This is a genomic window from Marinospirillum sp. (assembly GCF_014859565.1).
Genome location: NZ_JACUUA010000073.1, coordinates 1 through 15,003 on the forward strand (window position 1 = coordinate 1; position 15,003 = coordinate 15,003).

General features: G+C 52.1%; 12 protein-coding genes and 1 pseudogene. 3 read left to right on the forward strand and 10 right to left on the reverse strand.

Features of this window, described 5'->3' with window-relative positions; genetic code table 11:
* Window positions 1-339 precede the first annotated feature (339 nt).
* The 9 genes and pseudogenes from pstB (IBX50_RS10520) to IBX50_RS10560 all read right to left on the reverse strand — a co-directional run.
* A pseudogene (gene pstB, locus IBX50_RS10520) lies at window positions 340-1,077 on the reverse strand (phosphate ABC transporter ATP-binding protein PstB); the annotation flags it as partial.
* 102 nt (window positions 1,078-1,179) lie between these two features.
* Window positions 1,180-2,499: a phosphate ABC transporter permease PstA gene (gene pstA / locus IBX50_RS10525; RefSeq protein WP_366930708.1), complete on the reverse strand. Its 1,320-nt coding sequence runs from the start codon at window positions 2,497-2,499 to the stop codon at window positions 1,180-1,182.
* 64 nt (window positions 2,500-2,563) lie between these two features.
* Complete coding sequence (pstC, locus tag IBX50_RS10530; RefSeq protein WP_292255688.1) at window positions 2,564-3,949, reverse strand: phosphate ABC transporter permease subunit PstC; 1,386 nt, start codon at window positions 3,947-3,949, stop codon at window positions 2,564-2,566.
* A 77-nt stretch (window positions 3,950-4,026) separates the two neighbouring features.
* On the reverse strand, window positions 4,027-5,058 hold the full coding sequence (locus IBX50_RS10535) for a substrate-binding domain-containing protein (protein WP_292255693.1): 1,032 nt from the start codon (window positions 5,056-5,058) through the stop codon (window positions 4,027-4,029).
* Between the two features lie 146 nt (window positions 5,059-5,204).
* Window positions 5,205-5,966 carry a phosphate signaling complex protein PhoU gene (gene phoU, locus IBX50_RS10540; protein ID WP_292255695.1) on the reverse strand — a complete coding sequence of 254 codons (762 nt, stop codon included), beginning with the start codon at window positions 5,964-5,966 and terminating at the stop codon, window positions 5,205-5,207.
* Between the two features lie 32 nt (window positions 5,967-5,998).
* A complete protein-coding gene (gene pstB, locus IBX50_RS10545; protein WP_292255696.1) occupies window positions 5,999-6,802 on the reverse strand; it encodes a phosphate ABC transporter ATP-binding protein PstB in 804 nt (267 codons plus the stop codon).
* Window positions 6,803-6,813: 11 nt separating this feature from the next.
* Window positions 6,814-8,490, reverse strand: a complete 1,677-nt coding sequence (gene pstA / locus IBX50_RS10550) for a phosphate ABC transporter permease PstA (RefSeq protein WP_292255698.1) — start codon at window positions 8,488-8,490, stop codon at window positions 6,814-6,816.
* An 18-nt stretch (window positions 8,491-8,508) separates the two neighbouring features.
* The gene (locus IBX50_RS10555) at window positions 8,509-10,767 is read right to left on the reverse strand and encodes an ABC transporter permease subunit (protein ID WP_292255699.1); all 2,259 of its coding nucleotides are present in this window, start codon (window positions 10,765-10,767) and stop codon (window positions 8,509-8,511) included.
* Window positions 10,768-10,794: 27 nt separating this feature from the next.
* Window positions 10,795-11,748 carry a phosphate ABC transporter substrate-binding protein PstS family protein gene (locus IBX50_RS10560; protein WP_292255701.1) on the reverse strand — a complete coding sequence of 318 codons (954 nt, stop codon included), beginning with the start codon at window positions 11,746-11,748 and terminating at the stop codon, window positions 10,795-10,797.
* A 229-nt stretch (window positions 11,749-11,977) separates the two neighbouring features.
* On the opposite strand from IBX50_RS10560, the gene IBX50_RS10565 reads away from it, so the two are divergent.
* The 3 genes from IBX50_RS10565 (at window position 11,978) to arsJ (ending at window position 14,699) form a co-directional block, all read left to right on the forward strand.
* The gene (locus tag IBX50_RS10565) at window positions 11,978-12,394 is read left to right on the forward strand and encodes a hotdog domain-containing protein (protein ID WP_292255703.1); all 417 of its coding nucleotides are present in this window, start codon (window positions 11,978-11,980) and stop codon (window positions 12,392-12,394) included.
* A 74-nt stretch (window positions 12,395-12,468) separates the two neighbouring features.
* Window positions 12,469-13,467 (forward strand): ArsJ-associated glyceraldehyde-3-phosphate dehydrogenase, encoded by a 999-nt coding sequence (locus tag IBX50_RS10570; protein WP_292255705.1) that lies wholly within the window; start codon window positions 12,469-12,471, stop codon window positions 13,465-13,467.
* Window positions 13,468-13,472: 5 nt separating this feature from the next.
* Window positions 13,473-14,699: an organoarsenical effux MFS transporter ArsJ gene (arsJ, locus tag IBX50_RS10575; protein WP_292255706.1), complete on the forward strand. Its 1,227-nt coding sequence runs from the start codon at window positions 13,473-13,475 to the stop codon at window positions 14,697-14,699.
* A 69-nt stretch (window positions 14,700-14,768) separates the two neighbouring features.
* On the opposite strand, the gene IBX50_RS10580 is transcribed toward arsJ, so the two are convergent.
* Window positions 14,769-15,003: hypothetical protein (locus IBX50_RS10580; RefSeq protein ID WP_292255708.1), on the reverse strand; the 235-nt coding region annotated here is incomplete at its 5' end.

Consider the following 15,003-nt stretch of genomic DNA (forward strand, 5'->3'; position numbering starts at 1 on the left):
AGGTCACGCATGAACTTGGCATCATCAACAATCAATATGCGAATTTTTTTCATAATCTGTCCAGCAAGCCAATGCGGAATAAATGGCACTCATTAACCCACAATTTTAACGGTAGATAAATAGGGAGCTTGCTAGAAACTATTTTTTCATAAGTCACAGGATATAGATTGGGTGTCAAGACTGTAAAAAGCTGCTGAACACTGCAAAGCAGGACGCTGAGCAGTATTCAACTGGAGCGGTTCAGCGTTTTATGTGGCTCTGTAGAATGCCTTCCATCTCATCATCAAAACGCTGCGAAATGTGACCATCAATGCGTGGTGTACTCATTGCAGGCTCCCATCAGCCAAAGCGGCCAGTGATGTAGTCTTCGGTACGTGAATCGGTTGGGTTGGTGAAGATTTCACGGGTATCGTTCAGTTCCACCAGGTTTCCAAGGTGGAAAAACGCAGTTTTATCAGACACACGAGCCGCCTGCTGCATGTTGTGGGTCACAATGGCAATGGTGTAACTGCCTTTCAGTTCATCAATCAGCTCTTCGATGATGGAGGTGGCAATCGGATCCAGTGCAGAGCAGGGTTCGTCCATCAGGATGACTTCCGGGCTTACAGCAATGGCACGGGCAATACACAGACGCTGCTGCTGACCACCGGACAGCCCAGTACCAGGTGATTCCAGGCGGTCTTTAACTTCTTCCCACAGACCAGCACGGCGCAGGCTGGATTCAACCACATCTTCCAGATCACGTTTGTTGTCGACCAGTCCATGCAGGCGTGGACCGTAGGCGATGTTTTCAAAAATCGATTTGGGGAAGGGGTTGGGTTTCTGGAATACCATGCCAACCTGGGCACGCAGTTGCACCACATCCAGGCTGCGGTCATAAATGTCCTTGCCATCCAATGTCACCAAACCAGTCACTCGCGCAATGTCGATGGTGTCATTCATGCGATTCAGACACCGCAAGAAGGTGGACTTGCCACAACCGGATGGACCGATAAAAGCAATGACCTCGTTTTCCAGAACATCCATGCTGATGCCGTGCAGGGCTTCATTGTTGTCGTAAAACACCTTTACATCACGGGCGGTCATTTTTATGGCGTGTTCGGCCTGTGTTGCGTCAGATTTTTTCTCTTTAAAGCTAACTTGCATAGTATTCATGGCTGGCTGTCCTCTATTCATGGCTTACCAACGTGTTTCAAAGTGTTTGCGCAGCCAGATAGCCAACGCGTTGAGGGATATCATCAGTGCCAGGAGCACGATGATGGCAGCGGAGGTACGCGCTTCGAAGAAGTTGCGTAACTCGTTGCCTTGCCACAGGTAAATCTGCACCGGCAGAGCAGTGGATTGGTCAAATGGGGTGCCAGGTACACTGGCAACAAAGGAACTCATACCGATTAGCAGCAGTGGAGCGGCTTCGCCTAATCCCTGTGCCACCCCCAGAATCGAGCCGGTAAGAATACCGGGAATTGCCAGTGGTAATACATGGTGGAATACCGACTGTACCTTCGAAGCACCAATGCCCAGTGCCGCCTGACGAATCGACGGTGGAATGGCTTTTAGAGTAGAGCGAGTGGCAATGATTACTGTGGGTAGTGTCATTAGTGACAACACCAGGCCACCAACAATGGGTGCTGACAGGGGAAGTTTGAACCAGAGGATAAACACCGAGGCACCCAGCAGACCAAACACAATGGATGGCACTGCAGCAAGGTTGTTGATGTTCACCTCAATCAGATCAGTGATGCGGTTTTTTGGTGCAAACTCCTCCAGATAAATGGCTGAACCAACGCCCACCGGCACAGCCAGGAACATGACAATCAGCATCATCATTAATGAGCCTATAAATGCCCCGGCCAGACCCGCCGATGCCAGTGAGCTGCGTGAGTCAGCGTTCATGAACAGTGCGGTGCTGAATTTGTTGCGGATGATGCCACGCTCCGACAGTTCATCTGCCCAGATACGAGTACGGGCGCTGAGCTGTTGCTTATGATCCGGCAGGCTGCGGTCAATGTTGCCCTTCAGCCAGACATCCACGTTGGCGTCCGCCAGCAGATTCAGGCGCAGGGTTTGACCAATGATGGCTGGATTGTCATTGACCAGCTGGCGCAGGCCAAAACGTTCACCACTGGTGACCAGCCGCATGGCATCCCGCTGATATTTCGGAGCTTCCGGTAATACTTCTGCCAATGAGTTAAGGATAATCCGGTTGAAGTTTATAAACCCAAGATCCGTTTGCCAGGCCAGCATCCGTTGTTCAAAAGCTGCATCGTTCTCACCGGGCTGCTGCTGGGGTTTTTCTTCAATCTCGATAATCTCTGGATCAAAATACACATCCAGCGTCAGGGTGGCCTGCCAGAAAGCGGGCAGCCCCTTGGACAGAATAGTGAAAAACAGGATGGCTACAAAAATCAGGGCAATGGACACGGCAGCCATGCCATAAAAACGAAAACGCTTTTCCTGAGCATGGCGGCGTTTTAAAGAAGCGGCCACACGTTTTTGCATGACATTACGTTTGAGTGCCAGATCTTCTGGAACCGGCTGATGGTTATCAGGTGTATTCATCGGCTTACTCATATTGTTCACGGTATTTGCGGACAATCACCAGCGCTACCACGTTTAACATCAGTGTGATGGCAAACAGGGTCAGGCCCAGTGCAAAGGCCACCAGAGACTGTGGGCCGGCAAAATCCAGGTCACCGGTCAGCTGGTTAACAATGGTGACGGTCATGGTGGAAACTGCCTCGAAGGGATTGGCAGTAAGCACCGGACTGTTACCGGCGGCCAACACCACAATCATGGTTTCACCGATGGCGCGACTGGCCGCCAGCAGGATGGCACCTACAATGCCCGGTAGCGCTGCAGGCAGCACCACCTTGCGAATTGTTTCTGATTTGGTGGCACCTAGTCCCAGTGAGCCATCACGCATGGCCTTAGGCACCTGAGTGATGATGTCGTCCGACAGGGAGGAGATAAAAGGAATAATCATGATGCCCATCACCACACCTGCAGTCAGCGCCGAGGTGGTGCGAATTTCCAGTCCAAACGTGGCACCAAACTGGTTAAGAAATGGACCAACGGTGATCAGGGCAAAAAAACCGTAAACAATAGTCGGGATACCGGCCAGCACTTCAATGATGGGTTTGGCGGTGGAGCGCACTTTGGAGGGTGCATATTCAGCCATGTAGATAGCTGCCATCAGGCCAACAGGAATAGCTACAGCCAATGCGATCAGGGCAATCATCAGGGTGCCCCACAGCAGTGGCAACATGCCAAAGCCGGTTTGACCGTCAGTACCAACCGTTGAGAAGCGCGGATTCCAGGTGGTGCCGAAGAAGAAGTCGACGGGATTAACAAAACTAAAAAAACGAAAGGTTTCACCGACCATCGACAATACAATACCAACAGTGGTCAGGATGGCGACAGTGGAGCAGAAGATTAACAACCAGCGGATAATGGTTTCCATCTGGTTACGAGCACGCAGTTGCGGCTCTATGCGTCGCCAGGCCAGTACCAGTGCAGCGGAAGCCACGCTGGCCATCAGTGCCAGCATCAGTACATGGCTCCCGGTGCGCAGTTGGTTCAGATAGGCGGCAGCAGCCAACTCATGATCTGATGCTTCTTCAATCAGACCAAAACCGGAAGCCAGATTGGTCAGACGGCGCAGCAGGATACGTTGATCAGTATCGGTGACTGGCTGGAATTCCAGCGGTAACTGGGCAAGCACCATGGCATTAATGATACCGGGCTGCATCAGGCTCCAGACAGTATAAATTGTTGCTGCCGGTACGACTGTCCAGAAGGCCACCAGCATACCGTGATAAATGGGTCGGGAGTGCATCCGAGTCCCGGTGCCTGCCAGGGTGATAGCCACCTTTTTGCTGCGGGTCAGGCCGACCTGGTAGGCCAGAGCCATGACCATCAGCAGTAAGGACATCAAAACCAGATTGCTCATATATGTTTTGCCCTATGTGTTTCTGATGTGCGAAACCGGGGATGCAAGCAGAGCCCCGGTTTGTGCGGTGTTACCGATTACTTCATGATGGTACGGGCGCGTACTGCACGAATCACATCACGACGTTCACTGGATGGCATTGGAATCAGACCAGCAGATTCCAGCGGGCTGCCAGCGCCACCGACTTCTTCACTCATGAAGTAGAGGGTGTATTCCAGCAAACCAGGTACAACACCTACGTGCTGGTTTTTAACGTAGAAGAACAGCGGGCGGGATACCGGGTATTCACCACTGGCAATGGTTTCCAGGCTGGGTGTAACACCACTCATGGTGGCTACACGCAGACGGTCACGGTTCTGGTCATAGAAGCTCAGACCGAATACACCCAAGGCGTTACGCTGAGCATCCAGACGTGCCAGAGTTTCGGTGTAATCACCAGCGACTTCAACTACACGACCATCGGTACGAATAGCGTTACAGAAATTGGTGCGGGCACTTCTGTCCATGGCTTTGACTTCAGCAAAAGTCTGGCAACCGGGGTGCACTACGGCTTCTTCATAAACTTCACGGGTGCCGTGGTTGGAGCCGGGGATCACCAGCAAGATTTCCTGATTTGGCAGGCTAGCGTCAATCTGGTTCCAGTGGGTGTAGGGGTTGCTTACCATGCGACCGTTTCGTGGTATTTGTGCAGCACCAGCCTGGAAAATATGTTCAGGCTTCAGGGCAAATGAGGCACTGTCAGTACGAGAAGCAAACACAATGCCGTCATAACCAAATTTTACTTCGATGACTTCGGTTACACCGTTGCTTTTGCAGTTGGCCAGCTCATTAGGGCGAATCGGGCGTGAGGAGTTGGCTATGTCGATGGTGTTTGCGCCGATACCCTGACAGAACTGACGCAGACCGCCGCCGGAACCGCCGGAACCAACCACTGGGGTACGGAACTGTGGAAAGGAGTGACCAAATTCTTCTGCCACGATGGATGAAAATGGCAGTACAGTGGATGAACCGGCAATTTGAATGGTGTCACGCGCCATGACCGGTGCCGCCAGGGTCATGCCGGCGGCAGCGATCAGTGCGATTGATAGGTTTGTTTTGCGCTGTGTCATGCTTGATTCCTCATCTGATTTCGAAGGTTACGACCAGCAGGCCAAAGCCTCTGAATTGATCGCTAACTCGAACGAAGTTTGCAGCGAGTTTATTTCATCAACATGTCCGATATGTGACAGTTAGATGACAGCGCAAAATCGGCTTATCAGCCTTCAAGATCCTCGTTAGTGCGTTGGTCTATGGGAGTGTGCTGGCTGATGGCTTCCTCAATCTTGTCTGTCTTGGTGTAGCGAACATCCTGCCCTTCGACTAGATAGATAACAATTTCCGCCAGATTGCTGGCATGGTCACCCACCCGTTCCAGTGAACGCAGCACCCACATGATATTCATCACCTTGGAGATGGAGCGGGGATCTTCCATCATAAAAGTGACCAGTGCACGCGTGGCTGAACGGTATTCCAGGTCCACATTGTCATCTTCACGCAGCACCGTCAGCGCCTGAGCAGAATCAAAGCGTGCAAAGGCATTCAGGGCATCCTGCACCATCTGACGAACATGAGCACCCAGATGGCGTGCTTCAATATAACCTCTGGGCGAATTGCCTTCCTCAGCCAGCAGCAGGGTGGCGCGGGCAATTTTACTGGCCTCATCACCCATGCGTTCCAGATCTGAGGTGGCACGAATCACCGCCAGTACCAGTCGCAGGTCGGAGGCAGCAGGCTGGCGGCGTGCCAGTATTTGGGTGCATTGTTCATCTATATCCAGTTGCAGGCGGTTAACCTGCTTGTCGCGCTGGCGCACTTCACTGGCGAGGCGACTGTCACCATCCACCAGTGACTGAATGGCATCCTGGATCTGCTGCTCTACTAATCCGCCCATTTCCAGAAGATGGCTGCGAATGTCTTCCAGTTCTTCGTTATAACGCTGTGATATGTGAGTGGTGTGACTTTCTTTACTGATTCTCATGATGTTCTGCTCGCTTGTGGTGTGCAGGGTTTTCAGCCATAACGGCCGGTGATGTAGTCTTCAGTTTGTTTGTGTGCCGGGTTGGTGAACAGGGTTTCGGTATTGTCAAACTCCACTACCTGCCCCAGGTACATAAAAGCGGTGTAGTCGGATACTCGCGCAGCCTGTTGCATGTTGTGGGTGACAATCACAATGGTGAAACGGTTTTTTAATTCGTGGATCAGCTCTTCAATTTTTAGTGTGGAAATCGGATCAAGGGATGACGCCGGTTCATCTAGTAGCAAGATTTCTGGTTTTACGGCAATGGTGCGGGCAATGACCAGGCGCTGCTGCTGACCACCGGACAGCTCCAGAGCAGACTCATGCAGGCGGTCGCGGGTTTCCTCCCAAAGCGCGGCAGACCGCAAGGCCCACTCCACGGTTTCATCCAGCAGACGCTTGTTGTTGATGCCCTGTACCCGTAATCCATAAGCTACGTTTTCGTAGATGGTTTTTGGGAAGGGGTTGGGTTTCTGGAATACCATACCAACCCGACGACGCAGATCTGGCACATCCACTCCCCGCCCGTGAATTTCCTGGCCATCAATGAGTACCTTACCGCTGTGGCTAGAGCCTTCCACCAGGTCATTCATGCGATTAAAAGTGCGGATCAGTGACGATTTACCACAACCGGACGGACCGATAAAAGCAGTGACACGTTGGCGTGGAATTGCCAGATTTATTTTCTCCAGTGCAAGGGTGTCGCCATAAAAAAGTGAGAAGTCCTCGACCTGGATGCAGATGCTTTCATCGGCAAGATTCGGCAGTCGGTGATGTGTGTATGGCGCGTCGGTCATGGTCAAGCCTGTTATAAGTCCAGTGCGCGATATTTTTCACGCAGGTGATTGCGCAGGGCAATGGCGGTCAGGTTGAGTACCAGAATTACCAGTACCAACAGCAGCGCGGTGGCATACACCAGCGGTCTGGCTGCTTCGATATTGGGGCTCTGGAAACCGACATCATAAATATGAAAACCAAGATGCATGAATTTGCGCTCCAGATGTACATAAGGTGCGTTCATGTCGATGGGTAAGCTGGGTGCCAGTTTGACGACACCCACCAGCATCAGGGGAGCCACTTCCCCGGCCGCACGTGCCACGGCCAGGATAACTCCGGTCATCATGGCTGGGCTGACCATCGGCAGGATTACCCGCCACAGGGTTTCCGCTTGATTGGCACCCAGTGCCAGTGAGCCTTCCCGCAGAGAGCGTGGAATCCGTGACAAGCCTTCCTCGGTGGCCACAATAACCACCGGCAGGGTAAGTAGAGCCAGAGTCAGTGAAGCCCATAACAGGCCGGGTGTGCCAAAGGTAGGGGCGGGCAGGGCTTCAGGGAAAAAAAGCTGATCCAGGCCACCGCCGATAAAATAGACAAAAAACCCCAGACCAAACACGCCATAAACAATGGAGGGCACCCCAGCAAGATTGTTAACAGCAATACGTATGGTGCGGGTGAGCCAGTTCTGGCGGGCGTATTCGTGCAGGTAAATGGCAGCCACAATACCCATTGGTGCCACCATTACTGACATGATGAGCACCAGTGTGACTGTACCGAACAGTGCCGGGAAGATACCCCCTTCGGTATTGGCCTCTCGTGGCCCTTCAGAAACAAAAGCCCAGAGATTGCGCAGGTACAGGCCGAACTTCTGCAAAAAGTTCAGGTTATTGGGTTGATACAGGTTAACCAGCGAGCGAAAAGGCAGCTCCAGTAACTGACCATCTGCTGTTTCCAGTAACAGGCTGTCCCGAGTCAGGGGTTTATGGATGGCTCGCAGTTGTTTCTCCAATCGCTGGTATTCCGCCAGTAGGTGGTTGCGTTCTTGTTGCAGTGCATGCATTTGTGCTTCATCAATCTGGTCACGCAGCAGCAGACGACGCTCAGCCAGTCGCAGGCGTTCCAATTGATGGTTAACAGCACTGATAGCGTGTTGTTCCAGCTGGCGCATTTGGTGCTGCAATTGGTGGATTCGCTGCAGGCGCTGCTGAACTTCATCCCAGAGCCGGTTTTCATGCTGTTGTTGTTCAGCGATTAGTTGACCATCTTGCTGAATACCACGGATATAACCATAAAAATTACCCCATTCGCTGCGTTGCAGAGCAACGGCATAACGGGGGTAGTGAGGTGCACCTACCTGATGCTCAAGCACCCAGCGAAAATCCAGACCATAAAGATCCCGGTTGCCGACCTTAATCAGCAGGCGCTTTAGGTAAATACTGTCAGCCGGAACAGGCAACCCGGCATTACGGATCTGATCAGCACTGACTTGCTGGTGCTCAACAACTTCACCCAATAGCTGTAACTCTTGACCCTGGTGATCGGTATAGGTGAACTGCTGCAAATTATCAGGCCAGAAATGGCTGAGTCCACGCACCAGCAGAATACCCATCAGACCAACAACCAGCAGCAGGCTGATGGTGACAGCACCGGCATTCAGCCAGACCCAGGGTAGTCCGGTTCGCAGCCATTCCCTCAGGGGTGTCCGCATGTTTTGCTCCATCATGGTCTAAAGGCGACTGTACTTGTGTCGCAACCGCTGGCGCACCAGTTCAGCCAGGGTGTTGACCATAAAAGTGAATACAAATAGCACCAGCGCCGCCATAAAAAGAATGCGGTAATGGGTGCTGCCCACAGCCGACTCACCCATCTCCACCGCGATATTGGCTGCCAGCGTACGCATCCCTTCAAAAATGTTGGCATTCATGATTGGTGTATTACCGGTGGCCATTAGCACAATCATGGTTTCACCCACAGCACGACCAGTGCCAATCATGATGGCAGAAAAAATACCGGGGCTGGCGGTCGGCAAAATGACTCTGACCAGTGTTTGCCAGGGTGTGGCACCTAACGCCAGTGAGCCGTGGCTGAGTGATCGAGGCACACCAAACAGGGCGTCCTCGGCAATGGAGTAGATGGTGGGGATTACAGCAAAACCCATGGCAAAACCCACCACCAGCGCATTACGCTGATCGTAGGGGATGCCCAGCTCACTGCTTAACCAGTGCTGCATATTCCCAGCAAACAGCTGTGATTCCAGCGGTTGGCTCAGGCTTAATGCCAGCCAACCCGTCAGCAGGATGATCGGAATCAGCAGTAAGCTATGCCAGCCATCTGGAATCCTGTATTTCATTGAGTCTGGAAGGTGGAACCAGAGGTAACCAAACACCAGCATACTCAGTGGTAAAAGTAACAACAGGGCAAAAATGCCGGGTAGGTATTGTTCTACAAAAGGCGCAAGGAACAGGCCAGCAAAAAAACCCAGTACTACTGTTGGCAGGGCTTCCATCAATTCGATGATGGGTTTGATTTTACGCCGTAGCGCGGGAGCCATAAAAAAGGCGGTGTACATGGCACCACAAATTGCCAACGGGATCGACAAAAGCATGGCATAAAAAGCAGCTTTAAGCGTGCCAAAAGCCAGCGGTGTCAGGCTGAACTTGGGTTCAAATTCATTGGAAGCAGAAGATGACTGCCAAGTGTAGGATGGTTCCTGATATCCCTCATACCAAACCTTGCTCCACAAAGCTTTGAATGACACCTCTGGGTGAGGGTTATCCAGACTAATACCATGCAGCTGGTGATGTTTATCCACGGCCAGTAACAGGCTGCCGCGTGGTGACAGAGCCATCAACTGAGTATCGGCTGGTAACAGTTGACCACTGATGGAGCGATTTTCCGCTGTAGTATTAAAGATACCCAGTTGTCCACTGGCATCCACAGCAGCTAACCCCTTGCGTCGGAATTCCGGCACCAGCAGGGTAACTGGCTGGTTACTCAGTTGCAGGCTGCGGATCCGTGTCAGTTGTGGCTCTTGGTGTTCATCCCGCACCATAAACCATTGGCTGATTTTTCCTGCACTGTCGGCCGTCAACAGTGACTGATTGCCCAGTTGCAGCACCATGCCGGTTAGGGTTTGCCCTGCGGGTAGCAGTTGCAGGGTTTTATCCTGTTGCCCTTGCAGCAGTTGCAGTTGGCCTTGCTGATTGGCCAGGTAAACCTGCCGGTGACCGGGAGTGGTCAGCAGAAAATCCGGTGTTGTATTCAGCTGCTGGATACTGTGTTGGGTGGCCCGTAAAGGCGAGGGTTGCTGCAGGCTGGGTGCCTGTTGTAACCCGATGTGCACCAGCAACAGCTGATCACCACTGACCGCAGCCACTGACAATTCACCACCCTGTTGCTGGTGGTGCAACAAACGAATGGGTTGATCGGAAGCGCCTAATGGCAAGGGTTGGTCACCCAGCGGGAAATGCACACGAGGGTTAACACCGATCCGCTGACCCTGTTGATCAAACATCATTGGATATTCCGGCTGGATGACCAGCAATCGTCCATCATCCAGCCCAAGCAGCAACAGACGGCTGCTGGGATGAGGCACACTGACAGCGCTGATCTTGCGGCCTTGTAATGCAAGTTGTTGAGTTGCCAGTGGTTGTTGATCAACCAGATCAATGAAGTGCAGTGTGCCATCAGCAGTCAGCAGGGTAGCCAACTGGTCTTGTTCTTCGGTCAGCAGTGCGAGGGGTTCTTGCTGCTCTGACAGATGAAGTGCATGGGTAAGACGGTGCTCAGTGGAGGCTGACTGAAACAGCGGCATAACTTCATACAGTAGATAAAAGAAAATCAGGGTGATCGCCAGAATCACCGACAGCCCACTAGCAGCCACCATCCAGGTAATCCCACGATTGTAACCGGCGCGCAGTCGTCGCCGCTGCATAATGCGGGGGCTTGCCAACTCCTGTTCCAGTTTATCCGAGATGCTTTTCATGCAAGGGCTCTGTAATCTGCTAACGGCTTAAAGGCCAAGCAACTGGTGCAGTTGTTCGACCCGCCAGGGAGCCAGCGGTATGTAACCATCACGTAGAACCACACCTTGCCCCTGCTGTGACAGTACCATGCGAATGAATTCACGCTCCAGAGGGGGTAAGGGCTGGTTCGGGCGTTTGTTGACATAAATATAGAGAAAACGTGACAAGGGAAAGTCCCCACGTGAAGTCTGCTCAGGAGTGGCTTCAATATACGGTTGATCAGCAGACCGCGCCAGGGCGATGGCACGAACAGAAGAAGTACGGTAACCAATACCGGAATAACCTATGGCATTCAGCGAGGTGGATATAGCCTGCACAACCGAGGCAGATCCAGGCTGTTCGTTGACATTATTGCGAAAATCACCACCGCACAGTGCCACACTTTTGAAATAACCATAGGTGCCGGAAACCGAGTTGCGTCCGTAGAGTTGAATGGGGCGATTGCTCCAACTGCCGGTCAATCCCAGATCCCCCCAGTGATTAACTGGTTGGTTGGCACCGCAGTGGCGTGTGGATGAAAAAATGGCATCCAGCTGGCTCAGTGTAAGACCCGTTAATGGATTGTCTTTATGGACATAAACAGCAAGTGCATCTATTGCAACTGGAATAGCTGTTGGAGGGTAACCATGGCGCATTTCAAAAGCCTGGACTTCGGAATCACGCATCGGGCGCGACATGGCACCCAGATTGGCAGTACCTTCTGCCAAAGCCGGTGGTGCAGTGGAGGAGCCGGATGCCTGAACCTGGATATGAATGCCTGGATAAAAGTGCCGGAACTCTTCAGCCCAGAGGGTCATCAGATTTGCGAGGGTGTCTGATCCGACCGTAGACAGGTTACCGGAGATACCACTGATGCGCTGGTAATCAGGCAGACCACGCACATCGGCAGCTTGCAGCGGCAGGCAGGCAAACAGCAGTACGTAAAAAAACCTGAAAGGCATGTAGGAATCTCCGAAATTGGAAATATGGCAACGGGTGAGTTTCACAGATGAAAATGACATTTTGATGAAGGTGCAAATGTTTTTTACAGCAGCTGCTTTTGTTTGGCATCTGGTCTGAATAATGGCCGATTGCAGGCCGATCACAAAATGTTTGCTTTCCTTAAGTCAGGCGTTAAGCTTTGTTGTATCGCAACTGCGAAAAAAACAATGACAACAGAGTGAAGCAGCCATGACACAACTTGATGATCTGGAAGATATCCCCGGTCCGGAAGGACAATTAACCCTGAAGCTGGTTGCCACCCCACGAGATACCAACCTACACGGTGATATTTCTGCCGGCTGGGTAGTATCCCAGATGGAGCAGGCTGCTGAATTGACTGCCGCCCGGCTTGCACATGGCCGTACAGCAACTGTAGCGATTACCGGCATGGATTTTCTTTGCCCGGTACGTCTTGGCAGTTTGGTACAGATTTATACCGAATTACAGGAAACCGGCACCAGCTCGATGAAATACAACGTTCAGGTGTGGATTCTGCCACCGAATGAAAAAGATCCGGACAGTCTCTACAAGGTGACCGAGGCAACTTTTGTGATGGTCGCACTGGATGAAAAGGGGCGTATTCGTACCCTGCCCGGACAAATCTAATCATTCATTGTAATATTCTTGTCATCTTCTTATATGATCTTGTGCGCATGCACAAATATTAACGAGGTGACAGCATGGCTATTAAGGTAGGAATTAACGGTTTTGGTCGTATGGGACGTCTGGCATTACGTGCAGCCTGGGACTGGCCGGAGCTGGAGTTTGTACGTATTAATGATCCAGCCGGTGATGCCGCTACCCACGCCCACCTGCTGAACTTCGACTCGGTACAAGGCACCTGGCAGCATCAAGCCAATGCGGAAGGTAATAGCATCCTGATCGGCGGCCAGCGTTTACAAGTCACCAACAGCAAAACAATTGCTGAAGTAGACTGGTCCGATTGTGATCTGGTGCTGGAGTGCTCCGGCAAGTTCAAAACCAAAGCCTTGTTACAAGCCTATCTGGATCAGGGTGTAAAGCGGGTGGTGGTTTCTGCACCGCTCAAGGAAGAAGGTGTACTCAACGTGGTGATGGGGGTGAATGATCAGCTTTATGACCCGGCTATACATCCCATCATCACTGCCGCCTCTTGCACCACCAACTGCCTGGCACCGGTTGTTAAGGTGATCCATGAACACCTTGGCATCCGCCACGGTAGCATGACCACCATTCACGACATCACCAATACCCAGACCATTCTGGATGCACCCCACAAGGATCTGCGTCGTGCACGCGCCTGTGGCATGAGCCTGATCCCCACTACTACTGGTTCAGCCAAGGCCATCACTGATATTTTCCCCGAGTTAAAAGGCCGTTTAAATGGCCATGCCGTGCGTGTACCCCTGGCTAACGCCTCCCTGACTGACTGTGTTTTTGAGGTGGAAAAAGCCACTACACCGGAAGCAGTGAATGCCCTGCTGAAGGCTGCGGCGGAAGGTGAGCTGAAGGATATTCTGGGTTATGAAGAACGTCCGCTGGTTTCCATCGACTACAAGGGTGATCCACGCTCATCCATCGTAGATGCCCTGTCCACCATGGTGATCAACGGCACCCAGGTAAAAATTTATGCCTGGTATGACAATGAGTGGGGATATGCCAGCCGCCTGGTAGAACTGGCGCGGAAAGCGATGGCCTGATCCTTATGCTGAATCAGCTGTCGACCGGTGTTAAGCAATATCTGGTGGTGACCGGTAACTACTGGGCGTTCACCCTGACGGACGGTGCCTTACGGATGCTGGTGGTGTTGTATTTCCACCAGCTGGGTTATGCACCGCTGCAGATTGCATTGCTATTCCTGTTTTATGAGTTTTTTGGAGTAGTCACCAATCTTGTAGGCGGCTGGCTGGGTGCGCGGCTGGGGCTGAACCGCACCATGAACATCGGGTTGGCGCTGCAGATAGTCGCTTTGGTGATGCTGCTGGTGCCTGCAGAGTGGCTGACCGTAGCCTGGATGATGGTGGCACAAGCCTTTTCCGGTATTGCCAAGGATTTAAACAAGATGAGCGCCAAGAGCGCCATCAAGACCCTGGTGCCTGCAGATGCTCAGGGGCGCTTGTATCACTGGGTGGCCCTGCTGACTGGCTCCAAAAATGCTCTTAAGGGTTTTGGATTTTTCCTTGGTGCGTTGTTGCTGACCTGGCTGGGTTTTGCTGGTGCCGTGCTGGTGATGGCAATCATGCTGACACTGGTGTGGATCGCCTCGCTGTTCCTGCTCAAACAAGAGCTGGGGCGGATGAAAAACAAGCCAAAATTCACCGATGTGTTTTCCAAAAGCCGAGCGATTAATGTGCTGTCGCTGGCGCGTTTTTTCCTGTTTGCCGCGCGGGATGTTTGGTTTGTAGTGGCACTGCCGGTGTATTTATCCCAGACACTGGGCTGGGATTTCTGGCAGATCGGTGGTTTTATGGCCAGCTGGATTGTTGCTTACGGCGTAGTGCAGGCACTGGCACCCCGTATAACCGGCAAGGCCGATGGTCGAGTGCCGGGTCGTAATGCCACCGCCAGCTGGGGATTGGCACTGGCAATCACCCCCTTGCTGATACTGCTGGGTTTTTACCTGCAATGGCAGCCGGATACACTGATCATTACCGGCTTGCTGCTGTTCGGCCTGCTGTTTGCGGTGAACTCATCCGTGCACAGCTTCCTGATTGTCAGCCACGCCCGCAGTGACGGTGTATCACTGGATGTCGGCTTTTATTACATGGCTAATGCCATGGGACGCCTAATTGGCACCCTGTTGTCCGGTTATGTATTTCAAGTCTGGGGGCTAACCGCCTGCCTGTGGATCTCTGCTCTATTTATCCTGCTGGCAGCATTAATTGCACTGGCAATGCCAAAACCGGAAATAACAAATACCACCAGCCAGTGATATGGGCTGTTCTATACAGCCTATTTTGTATTCAGTATCCAAAGTTGCTCAAAAACAAACTGAGCCTGCTCATTTGCACCCAGCACTGACAAGAAATATCCAATAAAAACAATGCACTGTTAGTGCTGCCAGGAAGATAACACGCAAGCATAAAGGACAAAGTTGTGCTTGCGCGTTTACATCCCTGCCCCTGCGATGGATCAATAGACTTTTTCCAGAAAAATCGGTAAGTTGAATAAAAAACAGACGGTAGGCAGCAGTGACTTTTTGAGCATGCCTACTAACAAAATGTTTTGTGCGCCGG